The 21,845-nt window shown below is 58.7% G+C and carries 18 protein-coding genes; 8 read left to right on the top strand and 10 right to left on the bottom strand.

The features are described from left to right. Positions 1-12: 12 nt before the first annotated feature. The gene (locus tag PFY00_RS13475) at positions 13-1,143 is read left to right on the top strand and encodes an enolase C-terminal domain-like protein (RefSeq protein ID WP_333908213.1); all 1,131 of its coding nucleotides are present in this window, start codon (positions 13-15) and stop codon (positions 1,141-1,143) included. A gap of 11 nt (positions 1,144-1,154) precedes the next feature. Here PFY00_RS13475 and PFY00_RS13470 read toward each other — a convergent pair whose 3' ends face one another. Continuing rightward, on the bottom strand, positions 1,155-1,670 hold the full coding sequence (locus PFY00_RS13470) for a winged helix DNA-binding protein (RefSeq protein ID WP_271433094.1): 516 nt from the start codon (positions 1,668-1,670) through the stop codon (positions 1,155-1,157). A 99-nt stretch (positions 1,671-1,769) separates the two neighbouring features. On the opposite strand from PFY00_RS13470, the gene PFY00_RS13465 reads away from it, so the two are divergent. From PFY00_RS13465 to PFY00_RS13445, 5 genes are all read left to right on the top strand, one after another. After that, positions 1,770-3,011: an NAD(P)/FAD-dependent oxidoreductase gene (locus PFY00_RS13465; protein ID WP_271433093.1), complete on the top strand. Its 1,242-nt coding sequence runs from the start codon at positions 1,770-1,772 to the stop codon at positions 3,009-3,011. A 55-nt stretch (positions 3,012-3,066) separates the two neighbouring features. After that, positions 3,067-4,056 (top strand): TRAP transporter substrate-binding protein, encoded by a 990-nt coding sequence (locus tag PFY00_RS13460; protein ID WP_271433092.1) that lies wholly within the window; start codon positions 3,067-3,069, stop codon positions 4,054-4,056. 61 nt (positions 4,057-4,117) lie between these two features. Continuing rightward, the gene (locus PFY00_RS13455) at positions 4,118-4,633 is read left to right on the top strand and encodes a TRAP transporter small permease (protein ID WP_271433091.1); all 516 of its coding nucleotides are present in this window, start codon (positions 4,118-4,120) and stop codon (positions 4,631-4,633) included. Positions 4,634-4,638: 5 nt separating this feature from the next. After that, the gene (locus PFY00_RS13450) at positions 4,639-5,952 is read left to right on the top strand and encodes a TRAP transporter large permease (protein WP_271433090.1); all 1,314 of its coding nucleotides are present in this window, start codon (positions 4,639-4,641) and stop codon (positions 5,950-5,952) included. A gap of 3 nt (positions 5,953-5,955) precedes the next feature. Further along, positions 5,956-6,882 (top strand): hypothetical protein, encoded by a 927-nt coding sequence (locus tag PFY00_RS13445; RefSeq protein ID WP_271433089.1) that lies wholly within the window; start codon positions 5,956-5,958, stop codon positions 6,880-6,882. 39 nt (positions 6,883-6,921) lie between these two features. On the opposite strand, the gene PFY00_RS13440 is transcribed toward PFY00_RS13445, so the two are convergent. The 8 genes from PFY00_RS13440 to PFY00_RS13405 all read right to left on the bottom strand — a co-directional run bounded on the left by PFY00_RS13440 (position 6,922) and on the right by PFY00_RS13405 (position 16,939). Further along, a complete protein-coding gene (locus tag PFY00_RS13440) occupies positions 6,922-7,344 on the bottom strand; it encodes a universal stress protein (RefSeq protein ID WP_271433088.1) in 423 nt (140 codons plus the stop codon). 11 nt (positions 7,345-7,355) lie between these two features. Beyond that, entirely contained in the window at positions 7,356-9,986 is a 2,631-nt protein-coding gene (locus tag PFY00_RS13435) for a TRAP transporter permease (protein WP_271433087.1), read from the bottom strand. 85 nt (positions 9,987-10,071) lie between these two features. Beyond that, positions 10,072-11,031 carry a TAXI family TRAP transporter solute-binding subunit gene (locus PFY00_RS13430; protein ID WP_271433086.1) on the bottom strand — a complete coding sequence of 320 codons (960 nt, stop codon included), beginning with the start codon at positions 11,029-11,031 and terminating at the stop codon, positions 10,072-10,074. Between the two features lie 172 nt (positions 11,032-11,203). Continuing rightward, positions 11,204-12,184, bottom strand: coding sequence for a 2-dehydropantoate 2-reductase (locus PFY00_RS13425; RefSeq protein WP_271433085.1), 981 nt, complete (start codon positions 12,182-12,184; stop codon positions 11,204-11,206). Positions 12,185-12,294: 110 nt separating this feature from the next. Continuing rightward, positions 12,295-13,815, bottom strand: a complete 1,521-nt coding sequence (locus PFY00_RS13420; RefSeq protein ID WP_271433084.1) for an acyl--CoA ligase — start codon at positions 13,813-13,815, stop codon at positions 12,295-12,297. A 41-nt stretch (positions 13,816-13,856) separates the two neighbouring features. Continuing rightward, the gene (locus tag PFY00_RS13415; protein ID WP_271433083.1) at positions 13,857-15,374 is read right to left on the bottom strand and encodes a tripartite tricarboxylate transporter permease; all 1,518 of its coding nucleotides are present in this window, start codon (positions 15,372-15,374) and stop codon (positions 13,857-13,859) included. A 12-nt stretch (positions 15,375-15,386) separates the two neighbouring features. Continuing rightward, on the bottom strand, positions 15,387-15,875 hold the full coding sequence (locus tag PFY00_RS13410) for a tripartite tricarboxylate transporter TctB family protein (protein WP_271433082.1): 489 nt from the start codon (positions 15,873-15,875) through the stop codon (positions 15,387-15,389). A gap of 80 nt (positions 15,876-15,955) precedes the next feature. Then, complete coding sequence (locus PFY00_RS13405) at positions 15,956-16,939, bottom strand: tripartite tricarboxylate transporter substrate binding protein (protein ID WP_271433081.1); 984 nt, start codon at positions 16,937-16,939, stop codon at positions 15,956-15,958. Between the two features lie 167 nt (positions 16,940-17,106). Here PFY00_RS13405 and PFY00_RS13400 point away from each other — a divergent pair, with 167 nt between their 5' ends. Next, positions 17,107-18,513 carry a helix-turn-helix domain-containing protein gene (locus PFY00_RS13400; protein WP_271433080.1) on the top strand — a complete coding sequence of 469 codons (1,407 nt, stop codon included), beginning with the start codon at positions 17,107-17,109 and terminating at the stop codon, positions 18,511-18,513. Positions 18,514-18,592: 79 nt separating this feature from the next. Then, a complete protein-coding gene (gene selD, locus PFY00_RS13395) occupies positions 18,593-20,734 on the top strand; it encodes a selenide, water dikinase SelD (RefSeq protein ID WP_271433079.1) in 2,142 nt (713 codons plus the stop codon). Here the strand turns inward: selD and mnmH are convergent. After that, positions 20,716-21,774, bottom strand: a complete 1,059-nt coding sequence (gene mnmH, locus PFY00_RS13390; RefSeq protein ID WP_271433078.1) for a tRNA 2-selenouridine(34) synthase MnmH — start codon at positions 21,772-21,774, stop codon at positions 20,716-20,718. The genes selD and mnmH overlap by 19 nt on opposite strands. Between the last annotated feature and the right edge of the window lie 71 nt (positions 21,775-21,845).

Raw genomic sequence — 21,845 nt, 5'->3', positions numbered from 1 at the left:
CGGGGGAAACTAGTGACCGAACTCAATCAAACCATTGCCGAGATGGCAGTCTGGCATCTTTCGCTTCCAGTTGTTTCGCGTCGCGATCATGGAATTGGGACCGTGGCCGGCAGTTGCGAAATCGTGGTTTTGCGCCTGACTGCCGAGGACGGAACCGTTGGCTGGGGCGAGGCATCGCCATGGTCAGTATTCACCGGCTCACCCGAGGCCAGCTTTGCCGCTTTGGATCGATACATCCGGCCTCATGTGGTGGGCCGCCGCCTGTCGGACCGCGCGGCCATGATGCAAGATGCGGCCCGCTGCGTCGCCCATTGCACCGAAGCCAAGGCCGCACTGGAAACCGCCCTGCTGGATCTGACAGGACGTATCACCAATCAGCCGGTCTGGTCGCTGTTGGGCGGGCAGTGCCGTTCGACCATCCCGCTTTCCGTATCGATTGCGAACCCTGATTTCAGCGCCGACATTGCGCTGTTGGAGCGATTGGTGTCCGACAGTGTCGGGCTGATCAAACTAAAGGCCGGAATCGCAGGCCATCGCTTTGACATGATGCGCCTCGAAACGATCGCCAAGGATTTCCCCAGCCTTCGGGTCCGCGTGGACTTCAATCAGGGCCTGACTCCCGAAGATGCTGAGGTCAGGGTCATGGATGTCGCGTCCATGCAGCCCGACTTTATCGAACAACCAGTTGCGGCCCATCAATTCGACCTGATGGCCCGCATCCGGGATCAAATCGACGTGCCCCTGCTGGCGGATGAAAGCGTATTTGGCCCCGAAGACATGGCCCGGGCCACGCGGGAGGGAATCTGCGATGGGGTATCGATCAAGATCATGAAAGCCGGCGGGCTGACCCGCGCTCAAACCGTCGCGCGGATGGCTGCGGCCAATGGCATGACAGCCTATGGCGGAGACATGTTCGAGAGCGGCCTGGCCCATCTGGCGGGCACCCACTTGATTGCAGCCACCCCGGAAATCACACTTGGCTGCGAGTTTTATCAGTCGAAATACTACCTGACCGAGGACATTCTGGAATCGGCCTTTGTGATCCGTGACGGACAGGTTGTGGTTCCGCAAAACGCCGGTCTTGGCATTCAACCCGACCCTGACAAAGTTGAAAAATACGCCCTACGGGGGTCTGCAGAATGATGGTGCGCCCGCTAAAACGCGGTCGCCGCGCGCGCCGCCTGATCGTATTGCCCCGACATAAGCCGCAGCAAGGCCGCAAGGCGGCTCATCTGTTCGGCCTCGACACCGGCATCCTTGATGCCGCGAAGCAAAAGATCTTCTCGGATTTCTCGGTACTTTTCGCAGGCTTGCGCGCCAAGCGTGGACGCAGCGACGGTCTTTTCCTTACCCGCGCGGCCCAGCTCAACAAGCCCCGCCTTGGCCAGCTTCTTGATCGCGTAATTGACGATATGCGTGTCTTCCACGTTCAGCACCAGACAGATATCCGCCAGCTTTTTCGGCCGATCGCGGTGATAAACGCTGTGCAGGATCAATACATCCAACGACGACAATTCCGGGTAGCCTGCTGCGCTCATGGCGCGGACCACCCAGCGATTGAATGCGTTCGACGCAATAATCAAACCAAACTCAAGCTCAGACACCTGTGGGAACCCGCTTTGGGCGAGGTGAGCAGAGGATACGACGGGACCAAAAGAAGAAGGGCTCATGCTGCCAGAATGTCATTCACTGACAAAATGTCAACATTTTCTTGACGAAATGAGTTTCACTGTGCCAGCATCCCTGAAGAACATGAGGAGGCCACGTTCGTGAGCCAAAAGATCGCCATCATAGGAGCCGGTATCGTCGGGGTATCTACAGCCCTGTGGCTGCAACGTGATGGACACGAGGTTGTTCTGATCGATCGCAAGGGACCGGCTGAAGGCGCGAGCCATGGCAACGGTGGCGTGCTCGCATCCTGCGCGGTTGTGCCTGTCACAGTCCCCGGACTGCTGCGAAAAGCGCCGCGCATGTTGATGGACCCGAACCAGCCGCTGTTTCTAAAATGGGCCTATCTTCCCAAACTGGCACCTTGGCTGCGGCAATACCTTGGCCACGCGAATGCGACGGACACCAAACGCATTGCCGAGGCCCTGCTGCCGATCGTTGGCGACAGCCTTGCCGATCATCAGGCGTTAAGTGCGGGAACGCCGGCTGAACGCTTTATTGTGCCGTCGGACTATCTCTATCTCTACGACACGCGCGGCCATTATGAGGCCGACTCATTCGGTTGGAACCTACGGCGCGAGGCGGGTTTTACCTGGGATGAACTGGAAGGCGCAGCCTTTCGCGACTACGATTCGATCTTTACCCCCGACATCAACTTTGCCGTTCGGCTGGGCGATCACGGTCGCATCACCGACCCCGGCGGATATGTCAAAGCTTTGGCGAAACACTTCGAAGCGCAGGGCGGCACTTTCATCAAGGCGGACGTGCAGGACATCGTCCGTGAAGGCGGCAAAGTCACCGGTGTGCGCGCAGGTGGTGATACGATTGCCTGTGACGATGCCGTTATTGCGCTGGGTGCTTGGTCGGGCGGATTGGCCGGAAAACTGGGAATGAATGTGCCGCTCGAAACCGAACGCGGCTACCATCTGGAACTGTGGGAACCATCGGTGATGCCCAAGGCGCCGGTCATGATCGCATCGGGAAAATTCGTTGCAACCCCGATGGATGGCCGGATCAGACTGGCCGGGATCGTTGAATTCGGCGGGCTCAAGACGGCGGTCTCCAAAGCGCCGCTTGACCTGCTGCGCCGCAATATCCGCGCCGCCATTCCGGGGCTCACTTGGAAAAACGAAGTCGAGTGGATGGGCCATCGGCCTGCACCAGCCGATTCTATCCCTGCCATCGGTGCCGTTCCGGGCCTCAAGGGCGCATGGATGGGCTTTGGCCATCACCACATCGGCCTAACGGGGGGGCCAAAAACCGGGCGTTTGCTGGCGCAGATGATCGGAGGACGCACACCCAACATTGACGTAGAGGCATATGCGCCCGCACGCTGGGCGTAGAGCAAGACCAGACCTCTGACAAAGAGGCACATCAATTCAACAAGGAGAAAGACAGATGAAAACACTAACAAACCTAATGCTGGCAACAGCCCTGACCGCGACCACCGCGGCACCTGTTCTTGCGGACGGCCACGCGCAGAAGTGGGACATGCCGATGGCTTATTCGGCGTCCAACTTCCATTCGGAAAACGGCGTGAAATTCGCTGACTGCGTACGCGAAGGCACCTCGGGCGCCATCGACATTACGGTCCACGCATCCGGCTCGCTCTTCAAAGGGGCTGACATCAAGCGCGCGATCCAGACCGGTCAGGTTCCGATCGGCGAACGTCTGCTGTCCGGCCACCAGAACGAAAATGCCGTCTTCGGCTTTGACTCGGTGCCTTTCCTTGCCACCTCGTTTGAAGCATCCGGCAAGCTGATGGAAGCAGCCAAACCCAAGCTGACCGAAGTGCTCGCAGATCAGAACCTGACGCTGCTGTATTCGGTGCCATGGCCGCCACAGGGCTTCTACTTCAAGAAAGAAGTCAATTCGGTTGCCGATATGGAAGGCATCAAGTTCCGCTCCTACTCCAACGCCACAGCGCGTCTGGCGGAACTGACAGGCATGCTGCCCGTCACCATCGAAGCGGCTGAAATCAGCCAGGCGTTCGCCACCGGCGTCGCGGAATCGATGATCTCATCCGGTGCAACAGGCTATGACCGCAAGGTTTGGGAATCGCTGACACACTTCTACGAAGTGGACGCCTGGCTGCCATTCAACCACGTCATGGTGAACTCGGATGTCTGGGGCGGCCTCGACGAAGCCACACAGGGCGCCATTCAGGCCTGTGCCGATACGGCCGCAGCTGACGGTCTGGCCGCTTCCAAGGCCTACACCCAGTTCACACTCGACGGGCTGGCCGCCGGTGGCATGACCGTGCAGCGCGCAGGCGACACGCTGGTGGACGAGCTGAAAGTCATTGGTGAAACGATGACCGCAGAATGGCTCGAAGCAGCAGGTGACGACGGCGCATCCATCGTCGAAACCTTCAAGTCCATGCAGTAAGCAAACCAAAGCGCTCCGCCTGTCTGTGGCGGAGCGCTATTTTTATGCTTGGAAATCCGACATGATACGCAAAACCCTCGACGGGCTATACACGGCAGCGGGCGTACTTGCCGCGCTGTGCCTGATTATCATCCTTACACTGATTGTACTTCAGATGCTGGCTCGTTGGACCGGAGAGGTCTTTCCCGGCGCGCCTGACTACGCAGGCTATGCAATGGCCGCGGCGTCGTTCTTTGCCTTTGCCAATGCCTTGATGAAGGGCAGCCACATTCGCGTGTCCATCGTGCTGAATGCCCTGCCCCCGCGTGGTCGCTACTTTCTGGAAATCTTCTGTTTTGCCGTAGGAACCGCTGCCGCTTGGTACGTGAGTTACTATGCCTACCGGATGCTGGGTTTCGCGATCAAATTCAACGACGTGAGCCAAGGACAGGACGCCACACCGCTGTGGATTCCACAAAGCACAATGCTCGTCGGGATGGTCATTCTGGCCATCGCTCTGACGGACAATCTCATTTCCCTTCTCGTGACCGGACAGCACCGCATCGTGCGCGACGTCACTGACAGCCAATCGGAGTAAGTGCCATGGATCAGGCTTATGTCATCATCCTGTTTCTCTTTGTGCTCTTTACCCTGCTCGGCGCAGGCGTCTGGGTCGGGCTTGCCCTGATCGGCGTTGCCTTTGTCGGGATGGAGCTGTTTGCCACGGGACCAACCGGTGACCGGATGGCAACCACCATCTGGAGCGCGTCCTCAAGCTGGACACTCACCGCGTTGCCGCTGTTCATCTGGATGGGGGAAATCCTGTTCAGAACCCGGCTGAGCCAAGACATGTTCCGCGGACTGGCGCCATGGATGGCCCGGCTACCCGGAGGATTGGTGCACACCAACATCGTGGGCTGCACGGTCTTTGCGGCGGTCTCTGGTTCTTCCGCTGCGACGCTGACCACGGTGGGCAAAATGTCGATCCCGGAATTGCGCAAGCGGGAATACCCCGAACACATGGTCATTGGCACGCTGGCAGGCGCTGCCACACTGGGTCTGATGATCCCGCCTTCGCTGACACTGATCGTCTACGGCGTGTCGATCAACGAAAGTATCATCAAGCTGTTCTTTGCAGGCATCTTGCCGGGACTGGTTCTGGCCTCAATGTTCATGGCCTATGTGGCGGCCTACTCGCTGCTCGCACGTGACTGGAAACCGCTGCAGGACACCGGCATGACTATTGCCGAAAAGCTGCGAAATTCGCGGTTTCTGATCCCTGTGATGTGCCTGATCGCTGTCGTGATCGGCTCAATGTTCCTGGGCTACGCAACAGCAACCGAAGCAGCGGCAATCGGCGTCATCGGCGCGCTTGTTCTGGCGGCGGTTCAAGGCTCGCTGAACTGGGGCACCTTTGCCGAAAGCCTGATGGGGGCCACCCGCACCAGCGCCATGATTGCGCTGATCCTCGCCGGTGCGGCTTTCCTAAGTCTGGCGATGGGCTTTACCGGCCTGCCGCGCGGCCTGGCCGACCTGATCGCCACCTTTGAGCTCAGCCGTTTCGAGCTGCTGATGGTGCTGTTGGTGTTCTACATCATCCTTGGTTGTTTTCTCGACGGGATTTCCTCGGTGGTGCTGACCATGGCCGTGGTCGAACCCATGGTCCGCGAAGCAGGTATCGACATGATCTGGTTCGGCATCTTTATCGTGGTCGTCGTGGAAATGGCGCAGATCACGCCACCGATCGGGTTCAACCTGTTCGTGCTGCAGGGCATGACCAACCATGAGATGGGCTACATCGCCAAGGCGGCCATCCCAATGTTCCTGATCATGGTGCTGATGGTTTTCGTCCTCATCGTGTTCCCTGATCTGGCAACTTGGCTACCAGACAACGTTCGGCAAAGTCCGGGTGGATAACACGTGGATCCGTTGATCGCCGCGGCCCGACACGGGCCATGGGTACTCGTTGCAGGGCTGGCCGTCGGGCTAGCCCTGCCCTCTTTGGCGGCGGTGCTGCGACCATGGTTACCGGTCTTGGTGGTCGTCCTGCTGTTCGTCTCGGTGCTGCGCATCCGGCCTTCGGCGCTGATCGGATCTCTGTCAGACGTGCCGCGTGTTCTGCTTACCGCTCTGGCGCTGCAATTGATGGCGCCACTGACCGTGGTTCTGCTCGCTCGTGCAATGGGCATACAGGACAGCCTGCCAGTTCTGGCGCTGACGCTGATGCTGGCAGCGCCGTCGATTATGGGCAGCCCGAACATCTCGATGATGCTTGGAGCCGCACCGGATCACGCCATGCGTTTGATGGTGGCAGGCACCGCCCTGATGCCTTTGACAATCCTGCCCGTGTTCTGGCTCCTGCCAGCGCTTGGTGGATCTGGGGCTGTAAGCGGCGCGGCCCTGACGTTGCTGATTACCATCAGCGTTGTCACGGTTGTCGCAATGGCCCTGCGGCGGAACTTTCTGCGCACCCCGTCACCCACACAGGAAGCCCGCCTTGAGGGTGTTTCGGCAATCGCGCTTGCGGTCTTTGTGATCGGTCTGATGCCACAGGTCAGCACCGTGGCGCTGAGCGAGCCCGGCAAGGTTGCCTTTTGGCTGGGCTTTGTTCTCTTGGCCAACCTCGGCGGTCAGGCCATTGTCTGGCACCTGACCCGCAACAGAATGCCCCGCGACCATGCGCTTCCCATATCCCTGATCGCCGGGAACCGGAATGTCGCGCTTTTTCTGGTGTCACTCCCGCCCGAAGTAACCGCACCGTTAATGGTGTTCATCGGCTGCTATCAGCTGCCAATGTACCTCACACCATTGATTATGCGCAGGCTTTACGGATCGCGGGCGCACTGAAGCGCCCGCGCAGATCGACCCTTTGCTGCCTAAAGGTGCCTATCGGACCACGAAAACCGACTGACGCGCATGCCGGACGACCCGCGCCGCGTTGGGACCCATAAGGTAGTCCCGCAACTCGGGCCGGTGGGCCCCAACAACGATCGCGTCGACATCCAGATCGTTCGCGGATCGCAGGATCATGTCATAGATTGTACCCTGCTGAACATGCAGCGTCGGCTCGAGACCGGGGAGCGCATCCTTGGCCCATTCAGCCAGGGCTTCCCCGACTTCGCGCTTCATCGTTTTGCTGTGATCTGCCGCAAAAGCCGCGCCAACAATCGCCATGCCCATATCGGGTACCACGTTGATCACGTGCACTTCAGCAGGCTCTTGCCCAACCATGCGCTGCACCGCCGCCGCCGCCCGTGCGGCCCCTTTGGGTTCATTGAGGTCAATGGCCAGAAGAATCTTGTTGAACATATCCTGTCTCCTCAGAAGGCCGGTTGTGTCGCACGGCGACGCTGAACCAGAACAATCCCGATCAGCATCAACAAAGCCGGAATAAAGAACCATTCCTTGGCCATACGTTCGTTTTCGATCTGCACGGCAGAGATCACCACAGGTGAATCGCCGTAGTAGTCATATTCGACGCCGAGCGTTTCGAAGTGCGGTGTGCCGGGGAAAGGTTCGTCCAGCAGCAGCTTGCCGTCCTCTTCCAGCACAGTCAGGCCCTGATCCGTCAAAGCCCCCATTGCATCGCCAGCCATCGCCGGAAGCGTGATCGTCGTCGGACGCAATTCGCCGTTGTCGAAATCAGGTCCGGAAATGGTCAGGCGCACCTGTTCGCCAGTTTCGGCCCCCTCCATCAGCGTCAAGGCAGCAGGGCCTTCGGCAGTGATGTACTGATCCGAGATCTGGTTCAGGAAGAACCCGGGTCGGAACAGCATGAAGGCAATCAACAGCAGAACCGCCGTTTCCCACTTTCTCGACTTGGCTATGAAATAGCCCTGCGTGGCCGCCGCAAAGAGAAGCATGGCTGTCAGCGCTATGAAGAAGACAAAGACCGCTTTGAGTGGCCCCACATCGATCAACAACAAATCGGTGTTGAAGATGAACAGGAACGGCAGCAGCGCTGTACGGATGTCGTAGGCAAAGCCCTGCACACCGGTCTTGATCGGATCGCCGCGGCTGATCGCAGCCGCCGCATAGGCCGCAAGACCCACGGGCGGCGTGTCATCCGCCAGAATGCCAAAGTAGAAGACAAACATGTGCACAGCGATCAGCGGCACGATCAGACCCGCCTGCGCACCCACGCTGACGATAACCGGCGCCATGAGGCTGGAAACCACGATGTAGTTTGCCGTTGTCGGCAAGCCCATTCCAAGGATCAGCGACAGCACGGCCACCAGAACCAGCAGGATAATCAGATTGCCGCCCGAAATCACCTCGATCACCTGTCCGATAACCTGATGGGCCCCAGTCAGGCTGATGGTGCCGACGATGATACCCGCAGCACCGGTGGCGACACCGATCCCGATCATGTTGCGCGCACCAAGGATCAGGCCGTTCACGAAATCGCGCCAGCCCTGCACCAGCGCTTCGGCATGGCCCTGCCCACGGAAGAACGCTTTGATCGGGCGGTGCGTCAGGGCAATGATGATCATAAAGACCGTTGCCCAGAAGGCCGAAAGCGCTGGCGACAACCGTTCCAATCCTTCTGTGCGCACCATCAGGTTCCACACGAGGATAAAGATCGGGATGGCAAAGTAGAGGCCACCGATCAGGGTCGGTGTCAGCCGCGGCGCCACTGGGGCACCTTCGCTGTCGCTGTCGTCCTCAATCTCGGGATAGCGGGCCGCGACCCAAAGCAGCGCAATATAGATCACCGCAATCAAAGCGACTGAGGCATAGACCGACTCGCCCATGACCGGATCAAGAACAGCGCGCAGACCGATCATCAGAAAGGTCAGAATTCCAAGGAAGATAAAGCCCGACAAGAAGAGGATCATGATCATCATGACGCCGATCCGGCGGCCGGGTTTCTTCAACCCTTCCAAGCCCATCTTCAGGCTTTCAAGATGCACGATGTAGAGCAGAGCGATATAACTGATGACCGCTGGCAAAAAGGCATGCTTGACCACTTCGATGTAAGGAATGTTCACATATTCCACCATCAGGAAGGCCGCAGCCCCCATCACCGGCGGGGTCAGCTGACCGTTGGTCGAGCTTGCAACCTCGACCGCACCGGCCTTTTCAGCCGGAAAGCCGATGCGCTTCATCAGCGGAATTGTAAAGGTACCTGTCGTCACGGTGTTGGCGATGGACGAGCCCGAAATCATCCCGGTCATCATTGAAGACAAAACCGACGCTTTGGCCGGCCCGCCGCGCAACGCACCCAGCAGGGCGATGGCAACCTTGATAAACCAGTTCCCGCCACCGGCGCGATCCAGAAGCGCACCAAACAGAACAAACAGGAAGATCATGGAAGTGGACACGCCCAGCGCCACACCAAAGACGCCCTCGGTCTGCATCCAGTAGTGGCCCAAGGCCTTGGACAGGGAAGAGCCGCCGTAGTTGGTGATGTTGCGCGCCCATTCCGAGTACCCGCCAAAGAAGGCAAATGCGATGAAACAGCTGGCGATGATAACCAGAGGCAACCCGAGCGACCGGTAGACCGATACCATCAGAACGGCCATGCCGATGATCGACATGGTGACGTCTGTACTGTTCCACAGCCCCGGACGGTCCGCGATCTCAAAGCGGAAAACCACGAGGTACAAACAGGCCGCAACACCCAGGATCACCAGCGCCCAGTCATAGAGCGGAATGCGATCTCTTGGTGAGGATTTGAACAAAGGAAAGGCCAGCGTTGCCAACATGATGGCAAACGCCAAATGCACGAAACGGGCTTGCGCCACGATATTCGCAAAGATCGACATGCCAGTGGCCTGCGCAACGATGCCCGGCAACTTGGAGGCGATGTAGAGCTGGAACAGAGACCAGACGATACAGGTGCCGATAATCAGATTGGCCTGCCATTTGGTCGATGGGTTCCGCGCGCCGGTATCGGCCTCGGCTACCATATCGTCGGCGCTGCGCGCCTCGTTCGCATTCTGGCTCATGCTTACCCCCCGGAAAACGTATGTCTTTGAAAATTGCCTAAAAGGCGAATGCGCCCAGGTTTCCCCGGGCGCATCCAAATACTGATTAGTCCATCAGACCCAGTTCTTTGTAAGCACGTTCCGCACCGGGGTGCAGCGGTGCCGACAGACCGTCCTTGACCATCTGTTTTGCATCAAGGTTTGCGAACGCCGGGTGCAACTGTTTGAAATCGTCGATGTTTTCCATCACAGCCTTTGCCACGACATAAACGGTTTCTTCTGGCACATTGGCAGATGTCACAAAGGTCGCACCAACACCGAAGGTCGTGGTTTCCTGATCATTGCCTGCATACATGCCGCCGGGAATTGTTGCGACACGGTAGTATGGGTTGTCAGCAACCAGCTTGTCGATCGCCGCACCGGACACGTTCACCAGTTTCACGTCACATGTGGTAGTGGCTTCTTTGATCGCAGCAGCCGGGTGGCCGATCGTGTAGATCATGGCGTCGATGTTGCCGTCACAGATTTGCTTGGCCATTTCCGAACCCTTGTACTCGGTCGCGAGTGCAAAGTCGTCCATACCAATGCCAAAGGCTTCCATAACCACTTCCATGGTTGCGCGCTGACCGGAACCGGGGTTGCCGACGTTTACGCGCTTGCCCTTGAGGCCTTCAAAGCTGTCGATGCCGCTGTCGCCGCGCACCAATAGTGTGAAGGGCTCTGGGTGTACCGACATGACGGCGCGCACTTCCGGGAATGGGTTGTCCGCAAATTTGGACGTGCCGTTATAGGCGTGGTATTGCCAGTCAGACTGCGCAACGCCAAACTCCAGCTCGCCAGCCTTGATGGTGTTGATGTTGTAGACCGAACCACCTGTGGATTCCACGGCGCAGCGGATACCATGCTCTTTACGAGACTTGTTCACCAGACGGCAGATCGCGCCACCGGTCGGATAATAAACGCCGGTCACGCCGCCCGTGCCGATCGAAATGAATTCCTGCGCCGAAGCGCCACCGGAAATGGTCATGCCTGCCGCAGCAATAGCACCAAGTACGAATTTTTTCATGATTGTCTCCCTGAGTAGTCTCCCTCCGACAAGGGGGGAGTCGACTTGGTTAGTAGAACCCGAGTCGCCGAGCATGGCAAGCGGGGGTTGACCCAAAGTCAGGCCAAAACAAGGAGAATATGTTTTTCGTCAGTGACTTGCCGTCTATGACCGTCGTGTTTTGGACCACACTTTATCCATAGCAACCGGCCATGCGACCGCGAAGCTGGATCAATGACAGAACTGTATCAATCGTCGGCGTGGGAGTCTGCGTGATCCGTCCCAGTTCCTGAACCGAGCCAACCAAAGCGTCGATTTCCATCGGCCGCCCCATATCCAGATCTTGCCACATAGAGGTCCGATGCGCGCCTACGGCCGCACCACCGTCTATGCGTTTTTCAACATCGATCGGAAACTTAACGCCAAGCTTTTCAGCGACTTCCTGCGCTTCTACCATCATCCCGCGCGCCACCGCACGGGTGCCCGGATCGGTGCACAGCACATCCAGCGTCGCGTGGGTCAGCGCCGAGATCGGGTTGAAGGAAAGATTGCCCCAAAGCTTGACCCAGATTTCGTCACGCAGACGCGGGCGCACAGGCGCTTTCAATCCAGCCGACGCAAGCGCTTTGCTGAGCGCCATGGCGCGATCTGATTTTGATCCGTCCGGCTCGCCCAGAGAAAACCGGTTGCCTTCGATGTGCTTGATCACCCCCGGCTCAACCACTTCTGCAGCCGGGTAAACCACGCATCCCAAAACATTATCCGGACCGAAGCCATCCCACTGCTTGTTCCCGGGATCAACAGTCTGCAGGCGCGTGCCTTCAAGGTCGGTCCCGATCTTGTGGAAGTACCACCAAGGCACACCGTTCACACCAGAGACAATCGTTGTGTTCGGCCCGATCAAAGGCTGCATCCTGTCCACGACACCCGGCACGGAATGCGCTTTGAGCGTAACGATGACATAGTCCTGTTCCCCGATATCCGCCGGATCATTGGACGCCGTGACCTGCACAACGGTTTCATTGCCGCCTTCTTCGACCAGCTTCAGCCCGTTAGCCTGCATCGCTGCCAGATGCGGCCCCCTTGCAACCAGACTGACATCTGCGCCCGCCTGTGCCAGCTTTACGCCCATGTAGCCGCCAATCGCGCCTGCTCCGAACACACAAATTTTCATCACAGTCCCCTGCACTGGCCTCACCGGATTTGGCGCGACCTCTTTTCTTCTTCTTTTTGAAAATACGCAAATTTCCGGCGGCTGCCATCAGGCGCGCCGCCGGGAATTGCTCAGGCCGGCTCAGCCAGCCCCAGTTTTTCGGCCAACCCGATGCGTTGCATCTTGCCTGTTGCGCCCTTGGGGATCTCATCCATGATCACAACCTTGCGCGGCGCTTTGAAATCGGCCAGCCGCTCCAGCGCAAAGTTGCGGATGTCGCGTTCCGTCGCTTCGTGCCCGTCGCGCAGAACCACGGCAGCCGCCACTTCCTCGCCGAGCTTTGGGTGCGGCAAGGCAAAGGTCACGACCTGCTGAATGGCCGGATGGTCCATCAAGACGCCATCTACCTCGAGCGGCGAGACCTTTTCACCGCCCCGGTTGATGATTTCCTTGAGCCTTCCGGTCAGATGCAGGAAACCATCTGCATCAAAAGCGCCCTGATCGCCGGTGCGGAACCAGCGATGTCCGTCCGCTTCAAAAAAGTTCTTTTGATTGGCGTCCGGGTTGCTTTCGTAACCCGGTGTCACGTTCGGGCCAGAGATCACCACTTCGCCCGTGCCATCGACCAGAGCGTTATCGGTTTCGTGCGCAATGCGCACCATCGGGCCTGCCTCGACACCGACACTGCCGGGTTTTTGTTGTTCCAGCGGATTGCAGCACATCTGGTGCGCCGCTTCGGTCATCCCGTAGGCTTCGATGACTGGCGCGCCAAAGGTTTCTCGCAGCTGTTCCATGACCTGCGCTGGCAGGCTAGCCGAAGACGAGCGCAGGAAGCGCAGCGGCACGTCACGGATTACGTCAGCATTGCGCCCGGCACGGGTCAGGATCGCCTGATGCATTGTCGGCACAGCCGTGTACCATGTCGGGCGTGCCTCGGTCATCATCGCGAAGAAGTTCATCGCATTGAACCCCGCCGTGCAAAAGATCGAACCACCGGACGCCAGCGACGCGGAAACCGCTGCAAGCAATCCATGGATATGGAACAGCGGCATGACATTCATGCAGCGGTCTGCCGGTGACAGGGTCAGGGAATGTGCAATATGCTGCGCAGATGCCGCCACATTGCTTTGCAGCAACGGCACGATTTTGGGTCGCGACGTGGTACCAGAGGTGTGCAGGATCAAGGCGACGTCATCTTCGCCCGGCGCCTCATCGGCAACCTCTGTGCCACCTTCCGTGGACAACGAAAACTGCCCTGCAATCTCTGCATCGCTCTGCAAGCGAAGAACCATGATCCCCAGTCGTTGCGCTGCTGCAAAGGCCGGGCCCTCTTCGCCTGCGGCCAGCACAATGGCTTTGGCTTTCAGGTCTTCGAGATAGAACGCGTATTCATCCTCGCGGTACGAAGGATTGAGTGGGGCTGTCGTGGCTGACTGCGCGATAGTGACAAAGGCCGTCGCCATGTCTGGCCCGTTGGGCAGCACGATGGCCACCCGATCCGTCCGGCCCACGCCCGCGGCGCGCAGCTGACTGCGGATCTGATCCGACAGAGCACGCAGCCCGCCATAGCTCAGCCAGGTTTTGCCCGGCGCTCCGATGGCCGGTGCTTCCCCGGGATGGGTAGACAGAAGCTGCTTTAGAGTTGTCCCCATGAATCCGTTCCTTGTCGTTTCTCGTTCCAGTCATATCGTGTTCACTCCGCTGGTGCGATACCGCTGCGGGTGCCCTTGCGTAGATACTTAATGAAGGGCAGCACAAAGAAAAGCGCGGCAATGGCAATAAAGGTTCCGGACAGGGGCCGCTCAACAAAGGCAAACACGTTGCCTTGCTCGGCGATCAGCGTCTGGCGAAAGCTCTTTTCCATCAGCGGGCCCAGCACCAGTGCAAGCACCAGCGGCGCCAGCGGGTAATCCGCCTTGCGCAGCAGATACCCTGCCACACCAAAACCCGCGATCAGCCAGACGTCGTGCATTTTCTGGCTCGGCGCGAAGCCGCCCACGATGCAAAGCACCAGTACGATTGAGCAGAGCACCGTAAACGGCATCCGCAGTGCCCAGACAAAAAGTGGGATCAGCGCAATGTTTATTAGAACCGCCGCGAAATTGGCCGTGTAGAGCGATGAGATCAGCCCCCAGACGAAATCTGGCTGTTCGATGAACAGCATCGGGCCCGGCACAAGCCCCCACATCACCATGCCGCCCAAAAGCAGCGCGGTTGTGGGCGAGCCGGGAATGCCCAGCGTCAGCATCGGCAAAAGCGATCCGGTTGAGGCCGCGTTGTTGGCAGTCTCGGGTGCTGCAACACCCTCGATGTTGCCTTTGCCAAAGGTTTCAGGGTGCTTGGATGTTTGCTTGGCGACGCCATAGGCCATCAGGGATGCCGGCGTAGCGCCAGCGGCTGGCAGCATTCCAACGAAAAAGCCCATGAATGAACCAAAGCTCATGGTTTTCCAAATGCGGCCCATCGCCTTTATGCCCAAGGCGAGTTCGCCAAAGGTGATCTTGGCGGGGGTGACCTGCGGCGAGGATTTCGAGGTTTCGATCGTGTAGAGAACTTCGCCGACGCCGTAGACACCGATGGCCAGAACCAGGAACGATATCCCAGAGTAAAAGCCCGGCATGTCGCCAAAGATCAGTCTCGGCTGGCCAGAAATCAGATCCAGCCCAACCGTGGACAGGACCAGACCCAGACAGATCATGATGATTGTTTTCAGTTTGTCGTCTCCGCCCAGCCCCACAAAGGTGGTGAAGGCCATCAAGACCAAGGCGAATTCCTCAGCCGGACCAAACGCCAATGCAACATCTGCAAGCGGCGCGGCAAAGAGCGTGAACAGGATCACCGAAATGGTTCCGCCCACAAACGAGGCCACAGCCGCTGCGATCAAAGCCAGCCCGGCCTTGCCCTGTTGGGCCATGGGCCGTCCGTCAAAAGTGGTGGCAACGGCAGTGGATGCGCCCGGTATACCCAGCAGGATCGACGAAACCGCCCCGCCGTACATGGCCCCATAGTAAATCGCGGCGAGTAGAATGATGGCCGAGCTTGGAGGCACAATGAATGTCAAAGGCAACACGATTGCCACACCATTGACTGATCCGAGACCCGGCATCGCGCCGATAAAAAGCCCGGCAGTCACCCCTAGAATGACCACCATCAGGTTGAGTGGCGACAGTGATGTTGCAAAGCCTTCGGCCAGAAGCGCAAGTACGTCCATTGGAAAGACCCTTTAGAAAAACATCGCGTAGAGCGGGAAGAAGAGCGGCTCGGTAAAGCCCTTTGGCAGCAGGATCTTCAGCGTCGCTTCGAAGAAAAAGAACAAAAAGACCGGTGTCAGCACGGATATCGACAGGGTCAGAAACCAGCCATGCCCACCGAACACCTTCAGATACCAAAGCAAGAACAGCGGGATCGCGATGTAGGCGCCCGCGATCGGGATCAGTGCAATGCAGACGACCAGCGCCGCAACCACGGCAACCACGCTGCGCAGCATCGAGCGGTCAAACTGAAAGCTGGCAACCGCGTCGGCGGCAAAGCTGCGAAGCAATATCCCGCCTGCGCAAAGCATCATGATCAACGACAGCCAAAACGGAAACGCGCCGCCACCCGGACCGCCTGTTTCCCCTTCCCAGCCGATGGGTAAGGCAACCGCGTGCCACATGAAATACGCGGACAGTGCCATGATGGCCCCTGCTATGATGCGATCTGCAACCAACATCCCCAATTCCTTCGCGCGTCAAAATGGTGAACCGGGCCGCGATAGCGGCAGCCCGGTTGCAATTTTCTGGATCAGATCGTTCAGGAATTGCCTTCCATCGCGGACAGGATCGCCTGATGCTTGTCCCGCTCGGTCATGAAGTAGGCCTGCAGGTCGTCACCGGTCAGATAGGCAGGCATCAGAGCCTTTTCAGAAGTGTACGTCTGCCATTCTTCGGTTTCCGACAGCTTTTGGAACATCGCTGTATAGTAGGCGACTGCCTCAGCCGGCATGTCCTTTGGCGCAACAAAGCTGCGCTGCATGGCGTAGACAATGTCATGCCCCAGTTCGCGGGCCGTTGGTACGTCCGGGAACGCGGCAAGGCGTTCAGGTGTAAAGGCGACCAGCGGAATCGACTTGCCTGCCTTGTAGAAACCCATTTGCTCCGATGGATTGTTCACCGTGGAATTGATGTGGTTGCCGATCAGGTTCTTGGCAACGTCACCGCCCCCTTTGAAGGGCACGTATGTCATTTCCAGCCCGAATTCCTTTTCGAGCATCGCGGTCACAAGGCTGTCTTCCTGCCCGGTTCCGGTGCCACCCATTTTCCAGTCTTTGCCCGAGGCTTTTACAGCAGCCACGTATTCGTCAAGGTTCGAAATGCCCGCATCGGCATTGACCCAAAGGATAAAGGTGTCTTCGGCCATGCGCGCGATTGGGGTGAATTCTTCGATGTTCACACCAATGTCGGTGCGCAGCGGCGTTGTGTAGTAGCTGTTCAGCGTCGCCATGATCGTATGCGCGTCGCCCTCTTTATCTTTGAGGTAACGCAGCGCCTCAGCGCCAGAACCACCGCCCTTGTTCACAGGCAGGATCGGCATGTTAGACAGGCTTTCCTTTTGGATGATTGACTGGAACAGACGCGCCAGACGATCAGCGCCACCGCCCTGACCGGCCATGATCACCATCTCGACAGGCTTTTGGGGTTTCCAGCCTTCGGCGAGTGCGGTTGTAGCAGTTGTTGCGACCAGAGCAGCCGAGGCTGCCAATCCCATCGCAACGCGACGTGTGAATGTGTATGCCATGTTGTATCCTCCCGACATGATCGACCCGCCCCCCGTGACGCTAGAATCGCGCCTTTCCTTGCAAGCCCTGATCGAGAACCTATGGCCACGTAATTTTATTTCACCAAAAAACGTGTTTTCATGTTAAATCTTGCAATTACATTTTTAATTTTTGTAAATATGTAAATATGAGCAAAACACTTGTCGGCCCACAACTGCGCCAACTGCGCCGTCAGCACGGCCACACTCAGGCTGAGATGGCAAAACGGCTGGGCATTAGTCCGGCCTACGTCAATCTGCTGGAAAACAACCAAAGATCTCTGTCCGTCGCCGTGCTTCTGTCGTTGACCGAACACTACGGCATAGACATGCGCACGCTGGTGACCGAAACCGACACGACCCGCCTCGCGGAACTTCGGGCCGCGGTGCGTGACCCGATTTTTATCGGGGCCCAGCCCGATCTGGCCGAATTGCGCGCCGCGCAGGATCATGCGCCGGTTCTCGTCTCGCAATTCCTTGACCTCTACCAAAGCCACAGGAGTCTTGTAGAACAGGTCAAACGACTGTCCGGAACAGGATCGGCGGAACAGCTTCTTCGTGTGACCCCGGAAACCTCAATCCACGACTACTTTCGAGATCACGGAAATCACTTTCCTATCCTTGAAGAAACGGCCGAAGCATTGCGCACTCGGATCGGCGGCAGCACAGACGACATCTATACCCTTCTCAAAAGAGAGCTGCGGGTCGAGCATGGCATCCTGACCGAGGTTCTGCGGGTCGAAGACATGTCAGGCAGCCTGCGCCTGTTCGATGAAGCTGAATCGCGTGTGCAGCTTTCCGAGGCGCTCGATCATCCCAACCGGATATTCCAGCTGGCCCATGTTCTCGGGCTGGTCGAAGCAGGTCCGCTGATCGAGGACATGGTCAAGGACAGTGCGCTGGACACCAAAGATGGACGCGCCCGCTTGCTGGTTGAATTGACCAACTACTTCGCTGCGGCGCTGCTGATGCCCTATGCGCCCTTTCTGAAGCTGGCAAAGCAAACGCGGTACGATGTTGATCGCGTGGCCGCGGCCTTTGGTGTCAGCGCTGAACAGGTGTGCCACCGCCTGACAACGCTGCAGCGCGATGGCGCACGTGGCGTGCCGTTCTTTTTCCTGCGGCTCGACCGGGCCGGGAATGTCACCAAACGGTTCAACGCCACCCCCTTTACCCTTGCTGAAGAAGGCGGCGCCTGCCCTGTCTGGAATGTGCACAGCGCCTTTCGTTCCCCCGGGAGCATGATCCCACAGTTTGTGGAACTGCCTGATGGCGGCCGCTTTTTCACCCTGTCACGCACATCCGACAGGCCTGCCTTTGGCTCAACAGTGCAGGACCGGCGCCTTGTGATTGCCATCGGGTGCGAAGTCGCTCATCTCGATGAGATCGGCTATGCGAGCGCATTCGACACCAGCGGCGAAAACGTCTTCAGCCCGATCGGGATCAACTGTCACGTCTGCCCCCGGCAGGCCTGCGCCCAGCGTGCCCACCAACCTCTGCACATGAAGCTGCCCATCGACACCAACCGCCGGGGTGGGACACGCTATGAAAGCTGACGCACGCATCACGAAAACGCCAATAGGCGGCACGAAATTCACATGCTAAGCCCCGCATGTCAAAATGCGGAGAGGTCCCATGCATAGCCCTACACTACCGCTTTCGCGCGACCTCGTCATGATTGGGGGCGGTCACACGCATGCATTGGTATTGCGGGTCTGGGGAATGAACCCTCTACCCGGCGTGCGGGTAACGCTGATCAATCCGGGCCCTACAGCGCCCTATTCGGGGATGTTGCCCGGCCATCTGGCTGGCCACTATCCCCGGGCCGCACTGGACATCGATCTGGTTCGGCTTGCCCGTTTTGCCGGCGCAAGATTGGTGCTGGGCGCAGTTGACGGCATAGACCTGCAGGCCCGTACGATTTCGATACCGGGACGCGCCCCAATCGGATTTGACGTTGCCTCGGTTGATGTTGGCATCACATCGGCTATGCCCGCCCTGCCCGGTTTTGCCCAGCACGCGGTTCCAGCGAAACCGCTCGGGCCGTTTGCTTCGGCCTGGGCCCGTTTTCTGGATGGCAAAGGCCCTGCCACAGTTGCCGTTATAGGTGCGGGCGTCGCCGGGGCTGAAATTGCGATGGCTCTGGCATTTGCATTGAAATCAAAAGGCCGCGCTGCGCAGGTAACGCTGATTGACCGCTCAAACGCATTGTCAGCCCTTCGATCCAAAACCGCCAATGCCCTGAGAGCAGCCTTAGCAGATCAGGAAGTCACTTTGATCGAGCAGGCCGCAATTGCCGCCGTAACCGCGGAGGGTGTGCAGCTGGAAGATGGCTCAGTGATCGAAGCCGCTTTTGTCACCGGGGCCGCTGGAGCGAAACCGCACGACTGGATCGCCGGAACCGGGCTTGATCTGGAAGGCGGCTTTATCCGCGTCGATGATCGCCTGCGCAGCTCTGATGGATCGGTCTTCGCCGTCGGGGATTGCGCCCATATGTCGGCCAGCCCACGCCCAAAGGCCGGTGTTTTTGCCGTACGTCAGGCCCCCACGCTGTTGAACAACTTGCGCGCTACGCTTTCGGATGCTGGCGGCCTTAAGCCTTACGTGCCGCAACGCGACTACCTTAAACTGATCTCGCTGGGCAAAAAATCCGCGCTTGCGGATCGCTTTGGTCTGAAACTGTCCGGGCCGCTCTTGTGGAAATGGAAGGACCGGATCGACCAAGCCTTTATGGAGAAGTTTCGCACACTTCCACAGATGCCGCCGCCCGATCTTCCATGGCCAAGGGCCTCAGGCAGCCGCGAAGTACTGGGAGACAAGCCCATGTGCGGCGGCTGCGGCGCCAAGGTCGGCAGCCCTGCCCTGATCGCCGCCCTTGGGGATCGCGACGCCCCCGGCGACGACGCCGCGATTTTGCAAACTGGCCAGACCCGCCAAGTCATCAGCACGGATCATTTGCGGGCCATGACCGAAGATGCGTACGTTTTGGCCAAGATCGCAGCCGTTCACGCGCTAGGCGACGTATGGGCGATGGGCGCAAAACCGCAGGCCGCCACGATCAACGTGATCCTGCCGCGCCAGTCCGAAACGCTCGCCCAGCGCAGCCTGCGGGAAATTACAATGGCCAGCCGCGCCGTTCTTGGCGATGCGGGAGCCGAACTGGTTGGCGGGCACACCACCCAAGGCAGCGAGCTGACAATCGGGTTCACGGTGACAGGCCTTTGCGCCAAGCCCCCCATTACACTGACCGGCGCCCGCCCCGGCGACCATCTGATCCTGACCAAGCCGATTGGCTCTGGCGTCGTCATGGCAGCGGAAATGGCCAAGCTGGCATCAGGCGAAACGGTTGAGAATGCGCTAAACACGATGATGATGCCGCAAGGCCAAGCCGCTGAAATCCTGTCGGCCGCACAAGCGATGACGGATGTAACCGGGTTTGGCCTTGCCGGGCATATTGCGAATATCTGCGCCGGATCGGCAGTTGGCGCTCAAATCGATCTGGACGCGGTCCCGTTGATTGCAGGGGCCGAAGCCCTGGCCGAGGCAGGCGTTCGATCCTCGCTGTTTCCGATCAACCGTGCCGCTGTTCATATCAGCGCCCCTGATCCAGAGGATCCTCGTCTGGACCTGATGTTCGACCCGCAAACGGGCGGTGGCCTGCTAGCGGCCATCCGAGGGGAAACCGCGCCAATCCTGCAAGCATTGGCTGAAGCGGGCTATGAGGCTGCGCAAATCGGCGCCTTAACGGAAGACGCCGGTCAAATATCCATTGCCTGAACCGCCGCAGCAATGCGTGCTGACAAGGCGTCCAGGGCATCGCCTGTCAAACTATCTGTTTCAAACCGGCTCAAAATGCGCGGCGCGTAGGCCTGTTTGCTCTTGGTATAGGCAGGATCATAGTGATCCTCGGCCAGAGATTTGCACAACGCCAGCTTATCACCTTGGGAAATAAGCGAATTCCAATGATCCACCAGCGCGTTTCCGCGATGGTATCGCAAGGGATCCAGTTTCTGCATCAGCGGGTCCGCCTCCGACAAAATATCGGCATAGGCCTGCGCCAGATAAGACGCGCGCGTTTCGATTGGCGCGGTGACTTCAATCCAAGGGGCCTGCCTCATGGCTTCCCAAAGGCTGGGTGGCAACAACCGGGCTCCGATCTTGCTGCTCTCGGCTTCGACCAGTACCGGGCGGTCGGCATCCAACGCGGTTAGCGCTCCAATCAATGCGGATTCAAAGGACTTCTGGCTTGGCTGCCCCCCCGGCATCTCACCCAGCAATGAACCGCGATGGCCCGCGAGCCCTTCGAGATCGATGACCTGCAGACCGCATTCCCTGAGCCGCGGCAAAAGTGCCGTCTTGGCCGTGCCAGTATGCCCGCCAAGCTGAATGAACCGATAAGGCAATGGCTGTTCATACAGGCTCTGCGAAACCATGCGTCGGTACGATTTGTAACCGCCTTCTATGGTCTCGGAACGCCACCCAATTTCGCGAAGCATCCAAGCGAATGCACCTGACCGCTGCCCACCGCGCCAGCAATAGACCAAAGGCCGCCAGGCGCCGTCCTTGTCAGACAGATGCGTCTCGATATGCCGGGCCGCATTGCGAAAGACCAATGCAGCCCCAACCTTACGTCCCTTGAACGCAGAATCCTGCTTGTAAATCGTGCCAACCCGCGCGCGCTCTTCATTGCTGAGCACCGGCATATTGACCGCGCCGGGCACATGATCTTCTTCGAATTCAGCTGGAGACCGCACATCAATCACAGCGTCATAGCCGTGCTGCGACAGCGCAGAGACAGAAGAAAAGGAAATGGCCATGCTTGGGCTCTAGACTGTTGCAGCCAAAGGATAAAGGGGCTCGGCCCGTTGATGCGCCTTTCAATGCAAAA

Source organism: Thalassococcus lentus (genome assembly GCF_028023555.1).
Taxonomy (GTDB): Bacteria; Pseudomonadota; Alphaproteobacteria; order Rhodobacterales; family Rhodobacteraceae; genus Thalassococcus_A; species Thalassococcus_A lentus.
This window is presented reverse-complemented; position numbering and strand designations above follow the sequence as displayed.

What these genes read in the sequence shown, in the direction of transcription:
- PFY00_RS13455 (WP_271433091.1), top strand. Translation starts at nt 4,118, where the DNA reads ATGATACGCAAAACCCTCGACGGGCTATACACGGCAGCGGGCGTACTT.
- PFY00_RS13400 (WP_271433080.1), top strand. Translation starts at nt 17,107, where the DNA reads ATGAGCAAAACACTTGTCGGCCCACAACTGCGCCAACTGCGCCGTCAG.
- PFY00_RS13440 (WP_271433088.1), bottom strand. Translation starts at nt 7,344, where the DNA reads ATGTTCAACAAGATTCTTCTGGCCATTGACCTCAATGAACCCAAAGGG.
- PFY00_RS13460 (WP_271433092.1), top strand. Translation starts at nt 3,067, where the DNA reads ATGAAAACACTAACAAACCTAATGCTGGCAACAGCCCTGACCGCGACC.
- PFY00_RS13425 (WP_271433085.1), bottom strand. Translation starts at nt 12,184, where the DNA reads ATGAAAATTTGTGTGTTCGGAGCAGGCGCGATTGGCGGCTACATGGGC.
- mnmH (WP_271433078.1), bottom strand. Translation starts at nt 21,774, where the DNA reads ATGGCCATTTCCTTTTCTTCTGTCTCTGCGCTGTCGCAGCACGGCTAT.
- PFY00_RS13420 (WP_271433084.1), bottom strand. Translation starts at nt 13,815, where the DNA reads ATGGGGACAACTCTAAAGCAGCTTCTGTCTACCCATCCCGGGGAAGCA.
- PFY00_RS13405 (WP_271433081.1), bottom strand. Translation starts at nt 16,939, where the DNA reads ATGGCATACACATTCACACGTCGCGTTGCGATGGGATTGGCAGCCTCG.
- PFY00_RS13450 (WP_271433090.1), top strand. Translation starts at nt 4,639, where the DNA reads ATGGATCAGGCTTATGTCATCATCCTGTTTCTCTTTGTGCTCTTTACC.
- PFY00_RS13435 (WP_271433087.1), bottom strand. Translation starts at nt 9,986, where the DNA reads ATGAGCCAGAATGCGAACGAGGCGCGCAGCGCCGACGATATGGTAGCC.
- PFY00_RS13470 (WP_271433094.1), bottom strand. Translation starts at nt 1,670, where the DNA reads ATGAGCCCTTCTTCTTTTGGTCCCGTCGTATCCTCTGCTCACCTCGCC.
- selD (WP_271433079.1), top strand. Translation starts at nt 18,593, where the DNA reads ATGCATAGCCCTACACTACCGCTTTCGCGCGACCTCGTCATGATTGGG.
- PFY00_RS13410 (WP_271433082.1), bottom strand. Translation starts at nt 15,875, where the DNA reads ATGTTGGTTGCAGATCGCATCATAGCAGGGGCCATCATGGCACTGTCC.
- PFY00_RS13415 (WP_271433083.1), bottom strand. Translation starts at nt 15,374, where the DNA reads ATGGACGTACTTGCGCTTCTGGCCGAAGGCTTTGCAACATCACTGTCG.
- PFY00_RS13430 (WP_271433086.1), bottom strand. Translation starts at nt 11,031, where the DNA reads ATGAAAAAATTCGTACTTGGTGCTATTGCTGCGGCAGGCATGACCATT.